Source organism: Pseudomonas sp. S2_B10 (genome assembly GCF_054668425.1).
In genome coordinates this window covers 4,139,548-4,161,920 of sequence record NZ_CP162768.1, presented here as the reverse complement: position 1 = coordinate 4,161,920, position 22,373 = coordinate 4,139,548, and the positions used below count along the sequence as shown (strand labels likewise).

The window sequence follows — 22,373 nt, the reverse complement described above, 5'->3', positions numbered from 1 at the left end:
GCCTGAACGGGCCTAATCGCCGGCAAGCCAGCTCCCACAGTGGTGGGTTGATCACAAGACCTGTAGTCGACTCGAATCTGTGGGAGCGGGCTTGCCCGCGATGACGGCAGCGCAGACAGCGAGGCCGCATCAGACAAACCAAAGCCCCGGCCATCACCGGCTCGGGGCTTTTCCTTTCCAGCCTTCAATCAATCGCGCAAATCCGATTCATGAATCGGCTGATCCCGATGGGTCGCGCGCTGATACTGCGCCGGCCACACTGCTTTGCGCCCGCCCAGATCATCGTCGGCATGCAGCGGCCAGTACGGATCGCGCAGCAGTTCGCGCGCGAGGAAAATGATATCGGCCTGACAGGTACGCAGAATGTGCTCGGCCTGGGCCGGCTCGGTAATCATTCCGACAGTACCGGTGGCGATGCCTGACTCTTTGCGTACACGCTCGGCGAAGCGCGTCTGATATCCGGGTCCAACCGGGATTTCCGCGTTTGCAGCAGTCCCCCCTGAAGACACGTCAATGAGATCGGCGCCCAGCGTATGAAGGCGGCGCGCAAGCTCCACGGTCTCATCCGGATTCCAGCCATCTTCGACCCAATCGGTCGCCGAGACGCGGACAAACACCGGCAATTCCTCCGGCCATACCGCCCTCACCGCTTCAGTGACTTGCAGCACCAGACGGATACGATTCTCGAACGAACCACCGTACTGATCGCGACGTTGGTTGCTCAGCGGCGAAAGAAACTGATGCAGCAGATAGCCGTGTGCGGCATGCACCTCGACCACGCTGAAACCCGCCGTCAGCGCGCGTTTGGCCGCGTCGACAAAGGCCTGGATCACTTCGGCGATCTGCCCTTCATCCAGCTGCTTCGGTTGGGTGTGCTGCGGGTCGAAAGCAATCGGCGATGGCCCGACCGGCGTCCAGCCGCCGTCCTCGGGTTTGACACTGCCATGCTTGCCGATCCACGGCCGGTGGGTGCTGGCCTTGCGCCCGGCGTGGGCCAGTTGAATACCGGCGACCGCGCCCTGGGCGGTGATGAAGCGAGTGATGCGTTGCAGCGGTTCGATCTGTTCGTCGTTCCACAGTCCAAGGTCTTCGGCGGTGATGCGTCCGTCGGCGGTAACCGCCGTGGCTTCGGTGAAAACCAGACCGGCACCGCCCACCGCGCGGCTACCCAGGTGCACCAGGTGCCAGTCGTTGGCCAGGCCGTCGACGCTGGAGTACTGGCACATCGGCGACACGGCGATGCGGTTGGGCAGGGTCAGTTGGCGAAGAGTAAAGGGTTCAAGCAGCAGACTCATGGGGCACCTCTCGAATCAGTGGGCAGGCTCCAGGGTTCTGTTTGAAAAGTCGACGAGTGACAGAAAAAGGGTGCAGCACCCGCCCCCGCGGGCAAAAAAACGACAAGACGTCACAAGGCCAATCAAGCAGTGCTTAGAGCCTAGTCGACAACCGGGGATCTTGGGGGGTTCCAGAAAAGATCGCAGCCTTCGGCAGCTCCAACAGAGGAATGCGATCCCCTGTAGGAGCTGCCGAAGGCTGCGATCTTTTGATCTTCAGCGCGGTTCGATATGAGCAATCATCAACTGCACAGTCTCGTTGCCACGAAACTCGTTAACGTCGAGCTTGTAAGCCAGTTCAACCCATTGAATCGTCGGGTTCGGCCACACATCGCGATCAATGCCAAACGCGATGCCATCGAGCTTCACCGAACCGCATTCGCTTTTCAGCACCACTTTCAAATGCCGTTCGCCGACCACGCGCTGCTCGACCAGTTGAAACACACCGTGAAACAGCGGCTCGGGAAAATGCTGCCCCCACGGCCCGGCGTGGCGCAAGGCGCGGGCCAGTTCGAGATGAAACTCTTCAACGGCCAGCGTGCCATCTGAAAGCATCCGCCCAGTGAGGTCTTCTTCGCGAAGTTGCCTACGCACTTCAGCGTCAAATGCCTCGGCGAACAGCGGAAAATTCTCCTGCGGCAAGGTCAGACCAGCGGCCATCGCATGACCACCATATTTGGTGATCAGGTTCGGATGCTGCGCCGCGACCACACTCAGCGCATCGCGAATATGGAAGCCCTGCACCGAGCGACCGGAGCCCTTGAGCAGACCATCACCGGCATCGGCGAAGGCAATGGTCGGGCGGAAATAGCGCTCTTTCATGCGCGAGGCGAGGATGCCGATCACGCCCTGATGCCACTCCGGATCGAACAGGCACAGACCAAAAGGCATCGACTCGACCGGCAGATCCTTGAGCTGCGCCAGCGCTTCACGCTGCATGCCCTGCTCGATGGATTTGCGATCCTGGTTCATGCCGTCCAGTTGCGCAGCCATTTCCCGCGCCAGATTGGCGTCGGCCGTAAGCAGGCATTCGATGCCCAGGCTCATGTCGTCCAGACGTCCGGCGGCGTTCAGGCGCGGGCCGACGATGAAACCGAGGTCGGTGGAAGTGATCCGCGCAGCCTCTCGCTTGGCGACTTCGAGAATCGCCTTGATCCCCGGCCGTGCCCGGCCGGCGCGAATCCGCTCCAGCCCTTGATGCACAAGAATGCGGTTGTTGGCATCCAGCGGCACCACGTCGGCGACGCTGCCCAGCGCCACCAGATCGAGCAGTTCGCCGATGTTCGGTTGTGGCTTGCTCTCGTACCAGCCGAGGCTGCGCAGACGCGCGCGCAACGCCATGAGTACGTAAAAGATCACCCCGACGCCGGCCAGCGCTTTGCTCGGAAATTCGCAGCCCGGCTGATTCGGATTGACCAGCGCATCAGCCTGCGGCAGTTCATCGCCGGGCAAGTGGTGGTCGGTGATCAACACCTTCAGTCCGGCGCGCTTGGCCGCCGCGACGCCTTCGACACTGGAAATACCATTGTCGACGGTGATCAATAATTGCGGTTCACGGGTCAGCGCGACTTCGACGATTTCCGGCGTCAGGCCGTAGCCGTATTCGAAGCGGTTCGGCACCAGGTAATCGACATGCGCCGCGCCCAACAGGCGCAGACCGAGGACACCGACAGTGCTGGCGGTGGCGCCGTCCGCATCGAAGTCGCCAACAATGAGAATGCGCTGACACTGCTCCAGAGCCGTCACCAGCAGGTCGACCGCCGCATCGATGCCTTTGAGCTGCTGGAACGGGATCAAGCGCGCCAGACTCTTGTCCAGCTCCGCCTCCGACTGCACGCCCCGCGCCGCGTACAGGCGGGTCAGCAGTGGCGGCAGATCACCGAGGAAAGGCAGCGTGGCAGGCAATTGACGAGGTTCGATACGCATGGGGCGACGGAGGCTTCTCTTTGATTCGTGGGAAATATCAGCGGTGTCGCGACCTCAGCCGCGCTCACCTTGCAGCCATTGCAACTGGACTTCGTGCTGACCGCGATCGTCGGTGACGAAGATCGTGCCTTCGCTGATCATCACGTCCCACTTGATGACGCGCGGCATGTCCTTGGCCAGGGTCTCCAGCACTTCTTGCGGGACGGCGGCGATGTTGACGTTTTTCAGGTTCTTGATCGCCGGGATCACCTTGGTTTCCCACACACGCAGGCTGCCGTAGGCCAGCAGGCTGGTGCGTTCGGTGCGGCGCGAGCACCAGGTCAGGCGATCGGCATCCGGCTGGCCGACTTCGATCCAGTGCAGGACACGGTCGTCCAGGCTCTTTTCCCACAAGGCCGGTTCATCCACGTCTGACAGACCACGGCCGAACGACAGCTGCTCGTTGTACCAGAGCGCGTAGGCCAGCAGCCGCACAGTCATGCGTTCTTCGGTCTCCGAAGGATGACGGGCGATGGTCTGCTTGACGCTTTCGTAGACGCTGCGGTCGAGGTCGGTGAGGTTCAGTTCGAATTTGTAGGTAGTGGACGGCTGGGCCATGAACGGGCTTCTTGATACGAGGAAAGTCGGCAAGTCTAACCGATGCCACAGGCAATCATCGAATTGATGGCAATCAAGCTGCGGCGTCTGACAGTCGGCTATGTTAAAACCCTGTATCCGCTCAGCCTTGTCCTACAGGATTTCGCATGCCGTTCACCAGCAAACCGCTCTCGGGTCTGAAAGTCATTGAATTGGGTACGTTGATCGCCGGTCCGTTTGCCTCGCGCATTTGCGGCGAATTCGGCGCCGAAGTGATCAAGATCGAATCGCCGGACGGCGGCGATCCCCTGCGCAAATGGCGCAAGTTGTACGAAGGCACCTCGTTGTGGTGGTTTGTCCAGGCGCGCAACAAGAAGTCGCTGACCCTCAATCTGAAACACCCCGACGGTTTGGCGATCCTGAAACAACTGCTGGGCGAAGCCGACATCCTCATCGAGAATTTCCGCCCCGGCGTCCTGGAAAAACTCGGTCTGAGCTGGGAAACCCTGCACGCACTGAACCCGAAACTGGTGATGGTGCGCCTCTCCGGTTTCGGTCAGACCGGGCCGATGAAGGACCAGCCAGGTTTCGGTGCGGTCGGCGAATCCATGGGTGGCCTGCGGTACATCACCGGTTTCGAAGATCGGCCACCGGTGCGCACCGGGATTTCCATCGGTGATTCGATTGCCGCGCTGTGGGGCGTGATCGGTGCGTTGATGGCGCTGCGTCATCGCGAGGTCAACGGCGGGCTGGGCCAAGTGGTCGACGTTGCGCTGTATGAAGCTATCTTCGCGATGATGGAAAGCATGGTGCCGGAGTTCGACGTGTTCGGTTTCATCCGCGAGCGCAGCGGCAACATCATGCCGGGCATCACGCCCTCTTCGATCCACACCAGCGCCGACGGCAAGCATGTGCAAATCGGCGCCAATGGTGATGCAATCTTCAAACGCTTCATGCTCGTGATTGGCCGCGCAGATCTTGCCAACGACCCGGTGCTGGCCAGTAACGACGGGCGTGACAGTCGCCGGGACGAGTTGTATGGCGTGATTGATCGCTGGGTCAATTCCTTACCGCTGCAGACCGTTCTCGACTTGCTCAATCAGGCCGACGTACCGGTCAGCCGGATCTTCAGCGCCGAGGACATGTTCAACGATCCGCAATACCTGGCGCGGGAGATGTTCCTGCATGCCAAGCTGCCGGACGGCAAGGACTTCAAGATGCCCGGCATCGTGCCGAAGCTGTCGGAAACGCCGGGCTCGTCCGAATGGGTCGGACCGCAGCTTGGCGAACACAATGCGCAGGTGCTTGGCGATCTGGGCTACGACGCGGCGCAAATCGCTCGGCTGCGCGAAGACGGGGCCATTTGAGCAACGCTGGAGGTTTGGTTTTCGAGCAAAAAGCTGTGCACAGGGCAAACGCCGGGCAAAAGAAACCCCGAGAAGTGGGGAGACAACTCGGGGTTAAACGGGGTCTGCTTCGAGACCCGTAGCAGCAAGCGACAAGCACCGGAGCACAATGCTTGATCCTGCTGTTATGGGGTCTGACTGACAGGTATGCAGGAAGGTTCCCACAAAAAATATTTCATCTTTACAGGGCCGGACGCTTGTCCAGAGCTGCATTGCGCAACGCCGCAATGACGCAGGGTTCCAGCCGCCCTTCGGCGATCATCACGTCACGGTGCAGGCCGTCCACCACGTCGGTCAGCAAGCGCTTGTCGCTCAACTGGGCCTGATTGAATTCGCGTTCCACCACAATGGCGCCGCTGCTGTTCTTCAGCGTCACCAGACATTCACCATGGCTGCCGCGAGGGGTCAGCGTCACCTGATACGGGCTCAGAGCCTCACCGAGCAATAGACTGATACTTTCCATCTCGATCTCCACTCAATAGTCCGAAAACACAGTGCCTGGGGCGTGTTCACATTAAATGACCACCGGCCCGAGAAGAAAGTTCTGCCTGTCACGTTCCGACCTTGCAGGACCGTGTCTGACAGAGCATGCATGGCGAAGATGACAGAAAAATATTCGCCGGTATCAGGCCTCGATGAGTGCCTGCGCAGTGATCAGATAACTGTCCAGCAGACCTCGCATCAACACCGCCGAAACCGGTGTCTGCAGACGCCCCAGCAGGCGCAGGCGTTGTTGACGAAGCACCGGCTCCAGGTCACTCAACAAACTCTGCGCGACCGAGCCCAGCAGAATCAGGGCACGCGCCTCATGGTGCGCCGCCAGGTGATGAATCAATGCCAACCCATCGCCACCTTTGAGCTGCGGATCGCAAATGGCGATATCGACCGCACCGCGATGCCCCAGTGAAGACAGGGCTGACGCCAGCGAAGGCGCGGTCAATACGTCGTAGATGCCGATGGCATTGAGCATTTGATGCAATGCCATCAGCTGGAACGGGTTGGGTTCAAGAATCAGGACTTTAAGCGAGCGCATGGGCGACCTCTGGAGCGATCATCGCGGACTCTCACCGCAGGTGTCGTTCACTCTAGGGCAGGCGTCTTAAGCCTCCCATCAGAAAAGTAGCCGCGTCTTGCAGGACATTTCCCTTCTTTACTGCAGACAGCGACACCCGCTCTCGGTCCGACGCTGGGTGATGTCGGTCCAGCCGCCCAACAAGCCGCGCAATTTGCCGTCGCCGCTGTAAAACGGCACGGTCCACTGATAAACCTCGCGAGGCCCGCCCTTGAACAGCAGTTGGCGTTTGCTGAAGCGCGACTTGCGGGTTTGCAACTGGGCGATGAATTCGTCGTGGAGCATCCGCGCGGTGGTTTCCGGAAACGCATCGACTTCGATCAGCAAGCGTCCCTGCATCTGGTCCTGGCGCACCGACAGCGCTTCCTCGTAACTGCGATTGCAGATGATCAAACGCCCGTGCAGATCACGGACAAACACCGGATCCGGCATCGAATCGATCAGGGCGTGCTGAAAGGCCAGTTGATCGCCCAACTCCTTTTCCGCCGCGCAGCGCAGCTTGATCACGGCCGCCAGGCGGCGGTTCCACACCAGCGACAGCATTCCGAAAACGCCGATTCCCCCCATCGCCCAGCATGCCCACTCGACCAGGCGCTTCCACACGGAGGGCACGGGCGGCGGCGAAACGCCTGCCAGCCACTTGAAACGAATCGCCCGCAACTCCGCAGCAGGGAAAGCTTCCAGCGCCTTGTTAAGAATACTCAGTAGTTGCGGCATGCCTTTTCGTACAGCCAGATGATCGGCTTCCCACTTGCCCTCTACCAGGGCACCGACCTTGAGCATGCCCAACGGATAGAGCTGCGCGCCGATTTCGTTTTCGATGGTTGCATAGGCTTCCCCACTCTCGACCAGCGCCCGCGCTTCGGCGTAGGTTTTCACCGAGCGTATTTCAATCGACGGATAATCGCGCCGAATCGCATCCTCCAGGGCATGACGGGCGGGCAGCACCAGAACGCGCTTCGCCAGTTGCTCGAAAGACTCCACCCTCGGGGCATTGGCATGTCCGACAAACACCCAGCCAGCCCCTCCGAAAGCATGACTGAAATCGAGAAAGGCCTTGCGTTCATCGCTCATGGCCAACGTCGTACTGATGTCCGCGACCCCGCTTTGCAGGCGATCGAGCATATGGTCGGTAGAGAACGATTCCTGGTGCTCGAATTGCAGTCCGGTCATTGCGCTGACCCGCTTGAGCACATCGTTGTTCAGACCGCTCCACTGGCCGTGTTCGTCCTGAAACAGGTACAGCGGATATTGCACCGATGCCACCGTTACTCTGGGGTTGTCACGGATCCATTGCCGCTCGTGCGCATCCAGTTCGACAACCGGCACAGTGCCCGACGCATTGGCCTGATCGAGTGCCATCTGCGCTGCCACGCCGCTGTGCATCCATCCCAGCACCGCCAACAAAAACAACCAGCCCAGTGCCGGTTTCAAACCTCTGTAAAACAGCATTGCCATTTCCTTCGTGATCGACTCACCCGTCCTTCGTGGGTGAAAACCCGAGCAGTGTGGCAGCAGAAACAAAAAAGCCCGTCAGGAGACGGGCTTCAAAATGTGACAGCTTTTACTGGCTTAGAGTGGCTTGCCGCGGTTGCCATGCTGGCTGACAAAGGCTTGCACGGCTTTCAGGTCGTTTGGCAGAACCGTGCAACGCTCGCTTCGCTCAAACAAATCAGAAAGATGTGCAGGTAGTTCGAGCGCTTTTCCTACACCCGCTTTCTCCACTGCCTCAGGAAACTTGACCGGATGGGCAGTGCCCAGAATTACCATCGGGATATCCAGACTGCGACGGCATTCGCGCGCAGCTTTCACACCGATGGCAGTGTGCGGGTCGAGGACTTCACCGGTTTGCTCGTAGACGTCGGCGATGGTTTCGCAGGTCTGCGCATCGTCCACCGCCAGCGAATCGAACAGCTTGCGTGCTTCGGTCCAGCGTTCTTGTTCGACGCTGAAACTGCCGTCCTTTTTGAACGAGTCCATCAGGCCGGCAATCGCCGCACCGTTACGCCCGTGCAGGTCGAACAGCAGGCGCTCGAAGTTCGACGACACCATGATGTCCATCGACGGCGACAGCGTTGCGTGCAGGGTTTCCTTGACGTACTGGTTGCCGCTCATGAAGCGGTGCAGGATGTCGTTGCGGTTGGTCGCCACGATCAACTGATTGATCGGCAGGCCCATGTTGCGCGCCAGGTAGCCGGCGAAGATGTCGCCGAAGTTGCCGGTCGGTACCGAGAACGACACCGAACGCGCCGGACCGCCCAACTGCAGGGACGCATGGAAGTAGTAAACGATCTGGGCCATGATCCGCGCCCAGTTGATCGAGTTCACCGCCACCAGACGCGTGCCTTTGAGGAAGCTCTGGTCGGCGAAGCTGTTCTTGACCATTTCCTGGCAGTCATCGAAGTTGCCTTCGATGGCGATGTTGTGGATGTTCTCGCCGAAGATTGTCGTCATCTGCCGACGCTGCACTTCAGACACTCGTTGGTGCGGATGCAGGATGAAGATATCGACGTTTTCGCAGTGCTTGCAGCCTTCGATGGCCGCAGAACCGGTATCACCAGAGGTGGCACCGACAATCACCACGCGCTCGCCGCGCTTTTCCAGCACGTAATCGAGCAGACGACCGAGCAGTTGCAGGGCGAAGTCCTTGAACGCCAGGGTCGGGCCATGGAACAGCTCCAGCACCCATTCATTACCGTTCAGCTGACGCAATGGCGCCACGGCGCTGTGCGCGAACACGCCGTAGGTTTCTTCGAGGATCTTCTTGAAATCGGCATCCGGGATGCTGCCGGTGACAAACGGGCGCATCACCCGGAAGGCCAGTTCGTGATACGGCAGGCCAGCCCAGGAAGCGATCTCTTCCTGAGTAAAACGTGGCAGGTTTTCCGGGACGTACAGACCGCCATCGGTCGCCAGACCGGCCAGCAGGACCTCTTCGAAATTCAGGGCCGGGGCCTGGCCGCGAGTACTGATATATCGCATTTTTTTCAAACCTTCGGTTTGAGCTGCAAGCTGCAAGCTGCAAGTCGCAAGTAAAAGCCAGACTGCTTCTCTCTTGCCGCTTGCAGCTCGAAGCTTGCCGCTGCTTTTAGTTCAAATGTTCGACACGGATCCGTACAACCGGGCCGTCGACGCCAGCCAGTGCTTCCAGCGCGGTGATCGCATCATTGATGCGTTGCTCGACCACGCGGTGGGTCAGCAGGATCATCGGCACCAGGCCGTCATGCTCTTCGACTTCCTTCTGCATGATCGATTCGATATTGATGCCGCGCTCCGACAGGATGCTCGCCACCTGAGCCAGTACGCCCGGGTGGTCCTTGGCGTGGATTCGCAGGTAGTAAGCGCTTTCGCAGGCTTCGATCGGCAGGATCGGATGCGCCGACAGCGAGTCCGGCTGGAAGGCCAGGTGCGGTACACGGTTTTCCGGGTCGGAAGTCATCGCGCGAACCACGTCGACCAGATCGGCGATCACCGACGAAGCGGTCGGCTCCATGCCAGCGCCGGCGCCATAGAACAGCGTCGAACCGGCCGCATCACCGTTGACCATGACGGCGTTCATCACGCCGTTGACGTTGGCGATCAGGCGATCGGCCGGAATCAGCGTCGGGTGCACGCGCAACTCGATGCCGGCGTCAGTGCTGCGCGCCACGCCGAGGTGCTTGATGCGATAGCCCAGCGCTTCGGCGTAGTTGACGTCGGCAGTGGTCAGCTTGGTGATGCCTTCGGTGTACGCCTTGTCGAATTGCAGCGGAATACCGAAGGCGATAGACGCCAGAATGGTCAGCTTGTGCGCGGCATCGATGCCTTCGACGTCGAAGGTCGGATCGGCTTCGGCGTAACCCAGCGCTTGCGCTTCGGCGAGCACGTCTTCAAACGTACGGCCTTTCTCGCGCATTTCGGTGAGGATGAAGTTGCCGGTGCCGTTGATGATCCCGGCAACCCAGTTGATGCGGTTGGCGGACAGGCCTTCGCGGATCGCCTTGATCACCGGAATGCCACCGGCCACGGCCGCTTCGAATGCCACGATCACGCCTTTCTCGCGTGCCTTGGCGAAAATCTCATTACCGTGAACGGCTATCAGCGCCTTGTTCGCGGTGACCACATGCTTGCCATTCTCGATGGCCTTGAGTACCAGCTCGCGGGCAACGGTGTAGCCGCCCATCAGCTCTATGACGATGTCGATCTCAGGGTTCGTGGCCACTTCGAAGACATCGTTGGTAATCGCAATACCGGTCGTCTGGAACTGAGGCTTTGGCGTGCGCGTGGCAATTTGCGCCACTTCGATTCCACGCCCGGCACGACGAGCAATTTCCTCGGCGTTGCGCTGAAGTACGTTGAAGGTACCGCCACCGACGGTCCCTAACCCACAGATGCCTACTTTGACCGGATTCACTGTGAACTCCCCATGAAACGGCCGACACAGGGTCGGCCGGAAAACAACCGCGTGCTCGCGGCTCTCTGTTGATGGCCCGGCGCTGCTGCTGCCGGACCACGATCGTCAACGGTTACCCGTGACGATGCGAATTACTTCGCGCCCAGCGCCAGTTTGGCGACTTGTGGCGCCGGCTGGTAGCCCGGAATGACCTGGCCGTCGGCCAAAACGATGGCCGGTGTACCGTTCACGCCGATCGACTGACCGAGCGCGAACTGTTTGGAAACCGGGTTATCGCACTTGGCGGCTTTGATTTCCTTGCCATCGACCATTTTGTCCATGGCGGCTTTCTTGTCTTTCGAACACCACACTGCTTGCAGCTGCTCGTCACCCGGCGAATTCAGGCCCTGGCGCGGGAACGCCACGTAGCGCACTTCGATGCCGCGCTTGTTCAGCTCGGGCACTTCGGCATGCAGTTTGTGGCAGTACGGACAGGTGGTGTCGGTGAACACGGTGATGTGCGATTTGGTCTCGCCCACGGCCGGGTAGACCACGGTTTCGGCCACCGGGATGGCATTGATCAGTTTGGAAATGCCCAGGCGTTCGGTCTTCTCGGTCAGGTTGACCGGTTTGCCATTCGCGAGCTGGTACAGGTTGCCCTGCACGATGTACTGGCCATCGGCACTGGCGTACAGCACGCGGCTGCCTTTGAGTTTGACTTCGTACATGCCAGGCAACGGGCTGGCATTGATGCTTTCGACCGGAACCTCGAGTTCGAGTTTTTCCAGGCTTTGACGAATGGCTTTGTCGGCCGCGTCGTCGGCGACGGCAAAGGTGCTCACCAGCGCAATAGCGGCGGCGGCGAAAATCTGGGTCAGACGCATGAGTACTCCTGAGGGCGGGCCAATGAAACGATCAGAACGCCCGTGCGAAACACCGGGTCATAACCGTCCATCGTGCAAACCGGCAAAGCCTAACACATAAGGCCGCGAGGGCCGAATGCGCCTGTCGCCACACACTCATGTGCAACTGACACACCTTCATGCTTGTACAACTGACCCACAACCACATGTGGCTGACGCACATCATTGTGGCGAGGGGATTCATCCCCGCCGGGTTGCGAAGCAGCCCTAAACCATCCACCGCGATCTTTCAGTCAAAATCGAGCCAGCCGGGTTTGCGACTGCTGCGCAGCCGAACGGGGATAAATCCCCTCGCCACAGGTCAGTATTTCAACATTATGGGATGTGTCAGCCGCGTGGGTGGTGTTTGGCGTGAAGATCCTGCAATCGGGCGCGGGCGACATGGGTATAGATCTGCGTCGTAGAGAGGTCGCTGTGCCCGAGCAGCATCTGCACCACGCGCAAGTCCGCGCCATGGTTGAGCAGGTGCGTGGCAAATGCGTGGCGCAAGGTATGCGGCGACAGCGACTTGCTGATCCCGGCGACCTTGGCCTGATGCTTGATCCGATGCCAGAACGTCTGCCGGGTCATCTGCTCGCCGCGCTGGCTGGGGAACAGCACATCGCTGGGGCGGCCACCGAGTAATTCTTGACGGCCATCACGCATATAGCGCTCGACCCAGACAATCGCCTCCTCGCCCATCGGCACCAGACGCTCCTTGCTGCCCTTGCCCATCACCCGCAATACGCCCTGGCGCAGGTTGACCTGCTCCAGTGTCAGGCTGATCAGTTCGGTCACGCGCAGGCCACAGGCATACAGCACTTCCAGCATCGCGCGGTCACGCTGGCCGATGGCGTCACTCAGGTCCGGTGCCTTGAGCAGCGCTTCGACATCGGCTTCCGATAGCGATTTGGGCAACGGCCGGCCCAGTTGCGGCATGTCGACGCGCAACGTCGGGTCGACGCTGATCAGCTTTTCCCGCAGCAGATAGCGATAAAAGCCACGCACCCCGGAGAGAAATCTCGCGGTGGAGCGTGGCTTGTAGTTTTGCTCCAGCCGCCACGCCAGGTGATCGAGGATCAACTCGCGGCCGGCATTGATCAGCTCGAGATTTTTCTCCTGCAACCAGCCGTTGAACAGCGCGAGGTCGCTGCGATAGGCGTCGCGGGTGTTGTCGGACAGGCCTTTCTCCAGCCATAAAGCGTCGAGGAATTGATCAATCAGCGGATGGTCGATGGCAGGCATGGGTGCTCAGGGCAGGCGGTTTTTAACACTGCGCGCAATTAGACAGTGAACGACGGGAATGGCCGCTAGTCTTTCATAGCCAGCCAGATCAAGGAACAGGGAGCATCAATGAACGAGCAGCAAATTCTCTTGGCATTTGGCGGGATCGGCGCGGCGGCGCTGGGTTGTCAGTGGCTGGCATGGCGCCTGAAACTGCCGGCCATTCTGTTTCTGCTGCTGACCGGCATTCTGGCCGGCCCGGTGCTGGGTTGGCTCGACCCGCAGGAAATGTTCGGCCCGCTACTGATGCCACTGGTGTCGCTGGCAGTGGCGCTGATCCTGTTCGAAGGCAGTCTGACCCTGCACCTGTCGGAATGGAAAGAGATCGGCAGCGTCGTTCATCGACTGGTGACCCTCGGTGCGATTTCGACCTGGATCGTCATCGCGGTGGCCACGCACTTTCTGCTGGGCTTCGACTGGATGCTGGCGATTCTGTTTGGCAGCCTGACGCTGGTCACCGGTCCGACCGTAATCGTGCCGATGCTGCGGGTGGTGCGGCCAAAAGCCTCGATCGCCAACATCCTGCGCTGGGAAGGCATCGTCATCGATCCGATCGGCGCTCTGCTCGCCGTCGTGGTGTACAGCTTCATCATCGCCAGCGCTGAAGGGCATGGCCTCAAGCAAAGTCTTCTCACCTTCGGCGGGGTGATCCTCTGCGGCGCCGTGTTTGGTGTCGTCGGTGGCTGGCTGCTGGGGACGGTGATCCGGCGTCAGTGGCTGCCGGAATACTTGCATAACCTGGCCTCGCTGGCAGCGGTGCTGGCAATCTTCATCGGTGCCAACCAAGTGATGCATGAGTCCGGCCTGCTGGCGGTGACGCTGATGGGCATGTGGCTGGCCAACATGAAAGGCGTGGACGTGCGGCACATCTTGCACTTCAAGGAAAACCTCAGCGTGTTGCTGATTTCCGGACTGTTCATCCTGCTCGCGGCGCGCCTGGACCTGAACGCGTTGATCGGTCTGGGACCGCTGGTGTTGATTCTGCTGCTGGTGATCCAGTTGATCGCTCGCCCATTGAATGTTTTGCTCAGCACCGCCGGTTCCAGTCTCAGCTGGCGTGAACGGGCGTTGCTTTGCTGGATCGCGCCACGCGGGATCGTCGCAGCGGCTGTCTCGGCGATTTTCGCGATCCGCCTGGATGAATCCGGACATGAAGGCGCCCTGCTGCTGGTGCCGCTGACCTTTGCGGTGATCATCGGTACCGTGGTTTTGCAAAGCGCAACGGCGCGACCGCTGGCACGGCTGTTAAAGGTCGCCGAACCGGCGCCGAGCGGTTTTCTGATCGTTGGAGCCAATAGCCCGGCCCGCGCATTGGGCAAGTCGCTGCAGCAACTGGGCAGTCGCGTACTGCTGACCGATTCGAGCTGGGAGAATATCCGCGCGGCACGCATGGAAGGCTTGCCGACTTATTTCGGCAACCCGGCGTCGCAGCATGCTGACGCGCATCTGGACCTGGTGGGGTTGGGGCATTTGCTGGCGCTGTCACCGTCGGGCGAGCTGAACACATTGGCGGCGATGCGCTTTCGTCATGACTTCGGTCATCAGCGCCTGTTCGGTCTGGCCAGCGGCCATGAAAGCCGCCGCAGCGATAAACATCGGGCGAGCCTGGAACACCGGGGCAATCAGTTGGGCAGTGAGGCACTGACCTATTCGAAACTGGCCGGCCAGATGGGCCAGGGTGCCGAGCTGTACAGCACAACCCTGACGGATGGGTTTGGCTGGGATGATTACCGGGCGCTGCACGGCAATCGCGCAACGTTGCTGTTCATGCGTGATGACAGCGGCTGGGTGCATGTGGTGACGCCGGAAACGGCGCTGAAGCCTGGGGCTGGATGGACGGTGCTGGCGTTGATTCAACCAGAAGGTTCCAGCGCCTGACGGATCGATTCGCGAGCAGGCTCGCTCCCACTCTATTCCTGTGGGAGCGAGCCTGCTCGCGAAGGCCGCGACTGGGTCACGGACAGACTGAAGATCTTGGCAGCACAAATCCCGGGCAACAAAAAAGCAGCCCGTAGGCTGCTTTTTTCTGCATCGGAAGCTGGGCTTAAGCCAGTTTTTCCTTGATGCGGGCTGCTTTACCCGACAGGTCGCGCAGGTAGTACAGCTTGGCTTTACGTACGTCACCGCGACGTTTAACAGCCATGCTGTCGATCTGCGGGGAGTAGGTCTGGAAAGTACGTTCTACGCCAACACCGTTGGAGATTTTACGAACGGTGAACGCACTGTTCACGCCGCGGTTACGCTTGGCGATTACAACGCCTTCGAACGCTTGCAGACGGGAACGATCGCCTTCCTTCACTTTCACCTGAACGACAATAGTGTCGCCTGGGGCGAAGGTAGGGATTTCTTTGCTCATCTGCTCTGCTTCGAGTGCAAGGATGATTTTGTTGGTCATGCTGTGCTCCTAAGGTAAATCGTTCGATCTACCATCGATACGTTGTTAACTATCGTCCCGCTCGCGGATGTATTCCTCGAGCAGCTTCTTCTCTTCTCCAGAAAGCGAGCGGCTTTCCAGAAGATCGGCGCGTCGTTCATAGGTCCGACCAAGGGACTGCTGTAAACGCCAACGCCGGATATGCGCGTGATTGCCACTCAGCAACACGTCGGGAACACGCTGATCCGCATACACCTCCGGTCGGGTGTAGTGCGGGCAATCCAGCAGACCATCCGTAAAGGAATCTTCCTCAGCGGAATCCGCATGCCCTAAAGCTCCAGGCAGCAGTCGTGTAACCGCATCGATCAGGACCATGGCCGGCAGCTCGCCGCCAGACAGTACATAGTCGCCAATCGACCACTCTTCATCGACATGAGCCTCAATAAAGCGCTCGTCAATGCCTTCGTAGCGGCCGGCAATCAGGATCAATGCATCCGATTGTGCCAGCTCGCGTACCGCCGACTGAGTCAGTTGACGGCCTTGGGGGGACAGGTAAATCACCTTCGCCGCCTCCCCGGCTGCTGCCTTGGCCTGAGCCAGCGCATCTTCCAGGGGCTTGATCTTCATCACCATGCCCGGACCACCGCCAAACGGGCGATCGTCCACAGTGTGATGCCGATCCGTCGTGTAATCTCGCGGATTCCAACAGGTCAGCTGCAAGAGCCCCTGTTTGACCGCACGACTGGTGATGCCGTAATCGCCAATGGCGGAAAACATCTCGGGAAACAAACTGATCACTTCTACGCGCAAGTTAGCCACGTTCAGAAGTCCGCGTCCCAATCCACCTTCATCTCGCCCGCTTCCAGGTCGACGGCCAACACGCATTGCTCCGTATAGGGCAACAGGCGTTCGCGATCATCCAGGCTGCCAGCGCAAGGCTTGACGACCATTACATCATTGGCGCCGGTTTCCAGAAGATGATCGATTTTCCCGAGCAGTTGCCCGAGGGTGTCGATGACCTTCAGACCTTCCAGCTGGTACCAGTAGTACTCGCCTTCGGTCAATTCAGCGAACAGGTTGCGCGGCACGCAGATCTCATAACCGGCCAGAAGACGAGCTTCTTCACGATCATCGAGACCCTTGAGCTTGGCGACCAGGAACTTGTCGCTCCCGCGTCCACTGACCAGCTCGACCTGTTTGACATTGCCTTCGCGCTTGAGCGTCCAGGTTTTGTACTGCAACAGGTTTTCAGTCGGATCAGTAAAGGAATAAACCTTCACTTCGCCGCGAACGCCATGAACAGAATAAATTTTGCCAATAACGATCAAATCATCGGCAGGGGCTGGCGTCGCGTTCATATTGCTCAGGCCGCAGCCTTGGCAGATTCCTTCAACAACTGAGCAACGCGCTCAGAAGGTTGTGCACCAACGCTCAGCCAGTAGGCAACGCGTTCTTGGTTCACGGACAGACGGATTTCCTGACCACGGGCAACAGGGTTGAAGAAACCAACCTGTTCTTTGTGGGAGCCGTCACGCGGGTTACGCGAGTCGGTTACGGTCAGGTGGTAAAACGGGCGCTTTTTGGAGCCGCCAAGGGCAAGACGGATTGTTAGCATGTGAACATCGTTCCTGTAGTCGGTGCTGCAAATCTAAATGCACAGCGGGCATGGGTGCCCGAAAGGCCGCATATTCTAAGGAATATCCGGACTTTTGCAAATGACTTTTTCCGGCACCCATGGCATGCCGTGCAGATTTGCATAGAGAGCCGTCGTTAAAAACGGCCAGTCAGCTCCCGCCGAGTGCGGGTTTGCTGTTGATCCTGCGTCCTTGCAGGGTCTGCGCCGGTGCGACGACCGGCGAAGTCTTGGTGTCCTGTCTCACATTTTCGGCATGCCACCGCCGGGCAACATACCGCCCATGCCGCGCATCATTTTCGCCATACCGCCCTTGGCGGTGAATTTCTTCATCATCTTCTGCATCTGCTTGTGTTGCTTGATCAAGCGGCCGATGTCCTGCACCTGCGTGCCGGAACCCATGGCGATCCGACGCTTGCGCGAACCGCTGATCAGCTCAGGGTCGCGGCGCTCGGCCGGGGTCATGGAATTGATGATGGCTTCCATCTGTTTAAATTGCTTTTCTGCGGCGTTCTGGGCATTGCCCATCTGCGACAGGTTGACGCCGCCGATGCTCGGCAGTTTGTCCATGAGGCCGCCGAGGCCGCCCATGTTCTTCATCTGTTGCAGCTGATCGCGGAAGTCTTCGAGGTCGAAGCCCTTGCCCTTTTTCAGCTTCTTGGCCAGTTTGTCGGCCTTGTCCTTGTCGAGGGTCGCTTCGGCCTGTTCGATCAGGCTGAGCACGTCGCCCATGCCAAGGATCCGCGAGGCGATACGCTCAGGGTGGAACGGATCGAGCGCTTCGCTCTTCTCGCCCATACCGATGAACTTGATCGGCTTGCCGGTGATGGCGCGCACCGACAGCGCGGCACCGCCACGGGCGTCGCCGTCGACCTTGGTCAGGATCACACCGGTCAGCGGCAGCGCATCGCCGAACGCCTTGGCCGTGTTCGCGGCGTCCTGACCGGTCATGGCGTCGACCACGAACAGGGTTTCGACCGGGTTGATCGCGGCGTGCAGCGCCTTGATCTCGCCCATCATCTCTTCGTCGATGTGCAGACGACCGGCGGTGTCGACGATGACCACGTCGATGAATTTCAGTTTGGCTTCTTTAATAGCCGCATTGGCGATGTCGACCGGCTTCTGGCTCAGATCGGACGGGAAGAACGTCACGCCGATGTCGTTGGCCAGGGTTTCCAGCTGCTTGATCGCGGCCGGACGGTAAATGTCCGCAGACACGACCATGACCGACTTCTTCTTGCGCTCTTTAAGGAAGCGCGCCAGCTTACCGGCAGTGGTGGTTTTACCCGCGCCCTGCAGACCGGCCATCAGAATCACGGCTGGCGGAACGGCACTCAGGTTGAGGTCTTCGTTGGCCGCGCCCATCAGGCTTTCGAGTTCGGCCTGGACGATCTTCACGAACGCCTGGCCCGGCGTCAGGCTGCGCGACACCTCGGTGCCAACAGCGCGCTCCTTGACCGAATTGACGAAGTCCTTGACCACCGGCAGTGCGACGTCAGCTTCGAGCAACGCCATGCGCACTTCACGCAGGGTGTCTTTGATATTGTCCTCGGTCAGCTTGGCCTTGCCGGTGACATGGCGCAGCGTCTGCGAGAGACGGTCGGTTAAGTTTTCAAACATTGCGCGATCCTTTCAGGCCCTGTACGAACCGGGATAATGGCGGCCCAGACCGGAATCAACATGTGCTCGGCGAGCCTGCGGCGTGGGCAGGTCGCGGATTATAGCGAAGACTGCGGCCGGCGGACACCTCGCCGTCAGCTTGCGGAGTCTTTCGTGCCGTGGCGGTTCTATGCCAAACTCAGCGCCTTTCGGGCTCGCCTAACAGGATTTATGCTCCCCTTGTCACCCAGTTTGCTGACCACCCTCGCCGCCGCCCTGCTCTATGCCGCTGCGACCGTCTATCAAAGTACCCGCCTGGCCACCGGCGCCAAGGCGAACAAGCGCCTGCTGGTCAGCCTCGGCGTATTCGCCGTGCTCGCCCACGGCGCCAGCCTGCTTACACATCTATTGACCCCGATCGGCCTCGGTCTGGACTTCTTCAGCGCGTCCAGCCTTATCGCCGCTGCGGTGATTGCCCTGACTCTGCTGGCCTGTTCGCGGATCCCGGTGGAAAACCTGCTGGTGCTGCTGTTCCCGCTCGGTGCGATCACGGTATTGCTGGCGCAGTTCGCGCCGACCGGCACAGTGCAGATCATCGACGAAGAGCCGGGCATTCTCGCGCACATTCTATTGTCGATCCTCGCCTACGGCATGTTCACCATCGCCGTGTTCCAGGCGTTGCTGCTGCTGGTTCAGGACCATCAGCTCAAGCACAAGCACCCGTCCGGACTGATCAAGAACTTCCCGCCCCTGCAAACCATGGAAAGCCTGCTGTTCGGCTTTCTCTGGGCCGGCTGGACGCTGCTGTCGCTGTCGCTGATTTCCGGCTGGCTGTTCGTCGAGAACCTGTTCGCCCAGCATCTGGTGCACAAGACCCTGCTGGCCTGTCTGGCGTGGATCGTCTTCAGCGTGCTGTTGTGGGGTCGCAACCGACTGGGCTGGCGCGGCCATAAGGCGATTCGCTGGACCCTCGCCGGTTTCTGCCTGCTGATGCTGGCGTACTTCGGCAGCAAACTGGTTCGTGAATACATACTGCACATCTGACGGGCGGCATAAATGGACGGTTTGCCCATAGGGCCGATGCTCGCGGTATTTGTCCTGCTGATCTTATGGTCAGGGCTGTTTACCGCCGTCGAAATCGCGCAGCAGCACTTGCTCGCGCAACGGATCGCCTCGCGCGCCAGCGACAAGCCGCTGGCGAAGCTGAGCTTCCCGCTCGACAGCCTGATCCTCTGCAACACCCTGTGCCGCGCCCTGGCCGTGATCCTCGCGACGCTGCTGGCGATTTTTCTCTGCGAAGAAAATGGCCCGTGGGCGGCCTGCCTGGGCGCCGGTGGCATCCTGTTGGTGTTCGCCGATTATTTCCCGCGCACTTTGGCCCGGCGCTATCCCGACGCCGTGCTGGCGTTCGGCAATGCCCTGCTGGCCGTACCGATGAAAATCGTCTACCCGTTCGCGTGGCTGTTCAGCCGGGTCAGCGCTTTGCTGCTGACCCCGTTCACGCGCAAGGCTCAGGTGGTGCAACATAGCGAGGACGAGTTGCCGGCCGATCACGATGATGATCCCGAACATCCGGTCCGCGCCCACCCGGTGTCGGGCATTCATGCGCTGGACAACATCACGGTCAACGACATTCTGGTGCCGCGCAGTGACGTCGACGGCATCAACCTCGACGATCCGATCGAAGAGATCATCGAGCAACTGCGCGAGAACAAGCGCACGCGTCTGCCGGTGTTTCACAGTGACATCAATCAGGTCGAAGCGGTGCTCAACACTCGCCAGATCGGCCATTTGCTGAGCAACGGCGGATTGACCCGCGAGGCGCTGCTGGCCGCCAGCTACGAGCCCTACTTCGTCCCGGAAAGCACGCCGCTGCAATTGCAACTGCTGAACTTCCACAAACAGCAACGCCGTCTCGGCATGGTCGTGGACGAGTACGGTGAAGTGCTGGGCATCGTCACCCTTGAAGACATTCTCGAAGAAATCGTCGGCGAATTTGAAAGCGAGCACAGCCTCGACAATCCGCACATTCATCCCCAGGCCGACGGTCGCATGGTGATCGATGGCGCCGCGTCAATCCGCGACCTGAACAAGTGCCTGGGCTGGCACCTGCCGAGCGACGGGCCGAAGACCCTGAACGGCCTGGTCACCGAAGCGCTGGAAACCATTCCGGAAAGCGCGGTGTGCCTGAAGATCGGGCGTTATCGACTGGAAATCCTCGAGACCGAGGAGAACCGGGTGAGCAAGGTGTTGATCTGGCTGACCTCATCGGTGCCTGCTCTGGTGCCTGCCCGATAGAAGATCAAAAGATCGCAGCCTTCGGCAGCTCCTACCCTGCGATCTTTTGCGCTTGTTTGATCGTTAGCCCCCTTCCTATAATCGAGGCGCTTACCCAAGCGCCGTCGATCCCTGTGCCTACCCGGCACTGCCCGGATCCTGACTGTTTCCGCTGCAAACCGACGACTGTTCCTACTCGAAACAGCGCTCGCGCCCTACCCCACATCCCTGGGTGTTCGACCATAATAATTCGCTCCACTGGAGCTCATGACTGTCAGGGATCACCGCATGACGACCCATACCGCTTACAGCGAAACCGCGCCTGCCCAGCCGACCAATTCCGCCACCCGCGTGGCCACGGCAAGTTTCATCGGCACCGCCATCGAGTTCTACGACTTCTACGTTTATGCCACTGCTGCGGCGCTGGTGATCGGGCCGGTGTTCTTTCCGCAGACCTCCGGCACGGCGCAGATGCTTTCCGCTTTTCTCACTTTCGGCATTGCCTTCCTCGCCCGACCACTGGGTTCGGCACTGTTTGGCCACTTCGGCGACCGTATCGGCCGTAAATCGACGCTGGTCGCCTCGCTGCTGTTGATGGGCGTGTGCACCACCTTGATTGGCGTGTTACCGGGCTACGACAGCATTGGTGCCTGGGCGCCGATTCTGCTGTGCGTGCTGCGTTTCGGTCAGGGCCTGGGCCTTGGCGGCGAATGGGGCGGTGCGGCGCTGCTGGCTACGGAGAACGCGCCGAAGGGCAAACGCGCCTGGTTCGGCATGTTCCCGCAGCTCGGCCCATCGATTGGTTTTCTTGCGGCCAACGGCCTGTTCCTGACCCTGGCGATGACGCTGGATGACGAGCAGTTCCGCAGTTGGGGCTGGCGTATTCCGTTTCTGCTCAGCGCGGCGCTGGTGATGGTCGGCCTGTATGTGCGCCTGAAATTGCATGAAACGCCAGTGTTCGCCAATGCGATCGCCCGTCAGGAGCGAGTGAAAGTGCCGCTGGTCGAGTTGTTCAGCCAATACTGGGCGCCGACCCTGCTCGGTGCGGCGGCGATGGTGGTGTGCTATGCGCTGTTCTATATCTCGACGGTGTTTTCCCTGAGCTACGGCGTGGCCACGCTGGGTTATAGCCGCGAAACGTTCCTCGGCCTGCTGTGCTTTGCCGTGTTGTTCATGGCCGCAGCGACGCCATTATCCGCTTGGGCCAGCGACCGTTACGGGCGCAAACCGGTGCTGATCATCGGTGGCGTGCTGGCGATTCTGTCCGGGTTCCTGATGGAACCGTTGCTGACGCAGGGCTCGACCTGGGGCGTGGCGCTGTTTCTGTGCATCGAGTTGTTTTTGATGGGCGTGACATTCGCACCGATGGGCGCGCTGTTGCCTGAGCTGTTTCCGACCCACGTGCGTTATACCGGCGCATCAGCGGCGTACAACCTGGGCGGCATCGTCGGGGCCTCGGCGGCGCCGTTCTTTGCGCAGAAACTGGTGGCGATGGGCGGGTTGAGTTATGTCGGCGGGTATGTATCGGCGGCAGCGGTGTTGAGCCTGATCGCGGTGTTGTGTTTGAAGGAGACGCGCAATAACGATCTGAATCAGGTTGCCTGACAGAAGATCAAGA

At 60.0% G+C, this 22,373-nt stretch carries 20 protein-coding genes; 5 read left to right on the top strand and 15 right to left on the bottom strand.

Annotated features, from left to right (window positions below; genetic code table 11):
* Window positions 1–188: 188 nt before the first annotated feature.
* From AB4O45_RS18480 to AB4O45_RS18470, 3 genes are all read right to left on the bottom strand, one after another.
* On the bottom strand, window positions 189–1,295 hold the full coding sequence (locus AB4O45_RS18480) for an NADH:flavin oxidoreductase/NADH oxidase (protein ID WP_039759093.1): 1,107 nt from the start codon (window positions 1,293–1,295) through the stop codon (window positions 189–191).
* A gap of 255 nt (window positions 1,296–1,550) precedes the next feature.
* Window positions 1,551–3,260 (bottom strand): single-stranded-DNA-specific exonuclease RecJ, encoded by a 1,710-nt coding sequence (gene recJ, locus AB4O45_RS18475; RefSeq protein WP_460160416.1) that lies wholly within the window; start codon window positions 3,258–3,260, stop codon window positions 1,551–1,553.
* A gap of 54 nt (window positions 3,261–3,314) precedes the next feature.
* Complete coding sequence (locus tag AB4O45_RS18470) at window positions 3,315–3,857, bottom strand: YaeQ family protein (protein WP_007908961.1); 543 nt, start codon at window positions 3,855–3,857, stop codon at window positions 3,315–3,317.
* Between the two features lie 146 nt (window positions 3,858–4,003).
* On the opposite strand from AB4O45_RS18470, the gene AB4O45_RS18465 reads away from it, so the two are divergent.
* Window positions 4,004–5,203, top strand: coding sequence for a CaiB/BaiF CoA transferase family protein (locus tag AB4O45_RS18465; RefSeq protein ID WP_041478190.1), 1,200 nt, complete (start codon window positions 4,004–4,006; stop codon window positions 5,201–5,203).
* Between the two features lie 220 nt (window positions 5,204–5,423).
* On the opposite strand, the gene AB4O45_RS18460 is transcribed toward AB4O45_RS18465, so the two are convergent.
* The 7 genes from AB4O45_RS18460 to xerD form a co-directional block, all read right to left on the bottom strand.
* The gene (locus AB4O45_RS18460) at window positions 5,424–5,705 is read right to left on the bottom strand and encodes a DUF3509 domain-containing protein (RefSeq protein ID WP_016771530.1); all 282 of its coding nucleotides are present in this window, start codon (window positions 5,703–5,705) and stop codon (window positions 5,424–5,426) included.
* Window positions 5,706–5,867: 162 nt separating this feature from the next.
* Window positions 5,868–6,275 (bottom strand): response regulator, encoded by a 408-nt coding sequence (locus AB4O45_RS18455; RefSeq protein ID WP_041478191.1) that lies wholly within the window; start codon window positions 6,273–6,275, stop codon window positions 5,868–5,870.
* Window positions 6,276–6,392: 117 nt separating this feature from the next.
* Window positions 6,393–7,766 carry a transporter substrate-binding domain-containing protein gene (locus tag AB4O45_RS18450; protein WP_460160415.1) on the bottom strand — a complete coding sequence of 458 codons (1,374 nt, stop codon included), beginning with the start codon at window positions 7,764–7,766 and terminating at the stop codon, window positions 6,393–6,395.
* A gap of 120 nt (window positions 7,767–7,886) precedes the next feature.
* Window positions 7,887–9,296, bottom strand: a complete 1,410-nt coding sequence (gene thrC, locus AB4O45_RS18445) for a threonine synthase (protein WP_310214373.1) — start codon at window positions 9,294–9,296, stop codon at window positions 7,887–7,889.
* A gap of 106 nt (window positions 9,297–9,402) precedes the next feature.
* Window positions 9,403–10,707 (bottom strand): homoserine dehydrogenase, encoded by a 1,305-nt coding sequence (locus tag AB4O45_RS18440; RefSeq protein WP_024011722.1) that lies wholly within the window; start codon window positions 10,705–10,707, stop codon window positions 9,403–9,405.
* Window positions 10,708–10,838: 131 nt separating this feature from the next.
* Window positions 10,839–11,570 (bottom strand): bifunctional protein-disulfide isomerase/oxidoreductase DsbC, encoded by a 732-nt coding sequence (gene dsbC, locus AB4O45_RS18435; RefSeq protein ID WP_041478193.1) that lies wholly within the window; start codon window positions 11,568–11,570, stop codon window positions 10,839–10,841.
* Between the two features lie 366 nt (window positions 11,571–11,936).
* Complete coding sequence (xerD, locus tag AB4O45_RS18430; RefSeq protein ID WP_150636241.1) at window positions 11,937–12,833, bottom strand: site-specific tyrosine recombinase XerD; 897 nt, start codon at window positions 12,831–12,833, stop codon at window positions 11,937–11,939.
* A gap of 108 nt (window positions 12,834–12,941) precedes the next feature.
* On the opposite strand from xerD, the gene AB4O45_RS18425 reads away from it, so the two are divergent.
* Window positions 12,942–14,750: a cation:proton antiporter gene (locus tag AB4O45_RS18425; RefSeq protein WP_315435705.1), complete on the top strand. Its 1,809-nt coding sequence runs from the start codon at window positions 12,942–12,944 to the stop codon at window positions 14,748–14,750.
* 166 nt (window positions 14,751–14,916) lie between these two features.
* On the opposite strand, the gene rplS is transcribed toward AB4O45_RS18425, so the two are convergent.
* The 5 genes from rplS to ffh form a co-directional block, all read right to left on the bottom strand.
* Window positions 14,917–15,267 carry a 50S ribosomal protein L19 gene (gene rplS / locus AB4O45_RS18420; protein WP_041478196.1) on the bottom strand — a complete coding sequence of 117 codons (351 nt, stop codon included), beginning with the start codon at window positions 15,265–15,267 and terminating at the stop codon, window positions 14,917–14,919.
* 45 nt (window positions 15,268–15,312) lie between these two features.
* Entirely contained in the window at window positions 15,313–16,023 is a 711-nt protein-coding gene (gene trmD / locus AB4O45_RS18415) for a tRNA (guanosine(37)-N1)-methyltransferase TrmD (RefSeq protein WP_231507574.1), read from the bottom strand.
* Window positions 16,024–16,067: 44 nt separating this feature from the next.
* A complete protein-coding gene (gene rimM / locus AB4O45_RS18410) occupies window positions 16,068–16,604 on the bottom strand; it encodes a ribosome maturation factor RimM (protein ID WP_016771538.1) in 537 nt (178 codons plus the stop codon).
* Window positions 16,605–16,609: 5 nt separating this feature from the next.
* A complete protein-coding gene (gene rpsP, locus AB4O45_RS18405) occupies window positions 16,610–16,861 on the bottom strand; it encodes a 30S ribosomal protein S16 (RefSeq protein WP_003185073.1) in 252 nt (83 codons plus the stop codon).
* Window positions 16,862–17,122: 261 nt separating this feature from the next.
* Window positions 17,123–18,499, bottom strand: coding sequence for a signal recognition particle protein (gene ffh / locus AB4O45_RS18400; protein WP_007967791.1), 1,377 nt, complete (start codon window positions 18,497–18,499; stop codon window positions 17,123–17,125).
* Between the two features lie 210 nt (window positions 18,500–18,709).
* Here ffh and AB4O45_RS18395 point away from each other — a divergent pair, with 210 nt between their 5' ends.
* The 3 genes from AB4O45_RS18395 (at window position 18,710) to AB4O45_RS18385 (ending at window position 22,360) form a co-directional block, all read left to right on the top strand.
* Complete coding sequence (locus AB4O45_RS18395; RefSeq protein ID WP_016771539.1) at window positions 18,710–19,522, top strand: cytochrome C assembly family protein; 813 nt, start codon at window positions 18,710–18,712, stop codon at window positions 19,520–19,522.
* Window positions 19,523–19,534: 12 nt separating this feature from the next.
* A complete protein-coding gene (locus AB4O45_RS18390) occupies window positions 19,535–20,776 on the top strand; it encodes a CNNM domain-containing protein (RefSeq protein ID WP_460160414.1) in 1,242 nt (413 codons plus the stop codon).
* A gap of 267 nt (window positions 20,777–21,043) precedes the next feature.
* Window positions 21,044–22,360, top strand: coding sequence for an MFS transporter (locus AB4O45_RS18385; protein WP_041478199.1), 1,317 nt, complete (start codon window positions 21,044–21,046; stop codon window positions 22,358–22,360).
* The last annotated feature ends 13 nt before the right edge of the window (window positions 22,361–22,373 follow it).